General features: G+C 60.8%; 1 protein-coding gene. It reads left to right on the top strand.

Annotation, left to right across the window (positions count from 1 at the left end; genetic code table 11):
* A partial coding sequence (locus EOA19_RS35130) for an MFS transporter (protein WP_128306122.1) occupies window positions 1-372 on the top strand: 372 nt, incomplete at both ends.

Genomic DNA, 372 nt, shown 5'->3' with positions numbered 1-372 from the left:
GGCTCGACGCGGCTCTTGTTGGGATCGTCATGTCGGTCGGTCCGCTTGTCGCCGCGCTGACCGGTGTGCCAGCTGGCCGTATAGCGGACCGTTTTGGCGCTGCGCGCATGACCATCATTGGGCTCATCGCGATAGCGGCCGGTTGCTTCATTCTGTCCATGATGGCGGCAACGCTCCCTGGCTATATCGCCTCGATCACAGTCATCACATCAGGCTATGCGCTGTTCCAAACGGCCAACAACACCGCCGTCATGTCGGATATCCGCCCGGACCAGCGGGGCGTCATTTCCGGATTGCTCAATTTGTCGCGCAACCTCGGGCTCATTACCGGCGCATCAGTCATGGGCGCCGTGTTCGCATTTGCCTCAGTGA

Origin of the sequence: Mesorhizobium sp. M7A.F.Ca.US.010.02.1.1 (assembly GCF_004023085.1) — a bacterium.
GTDB lineage: Bacteria > Pseudomonadota > Alphaproteobacteria > Rhizobiales > Rhizobiaceae > Mesorhizobium.
The sequence above is the reverse complement of the archived record's forward strand: the minus strand, read 5'-3'. Positions and strand labels throughout refer to the sequence as shown.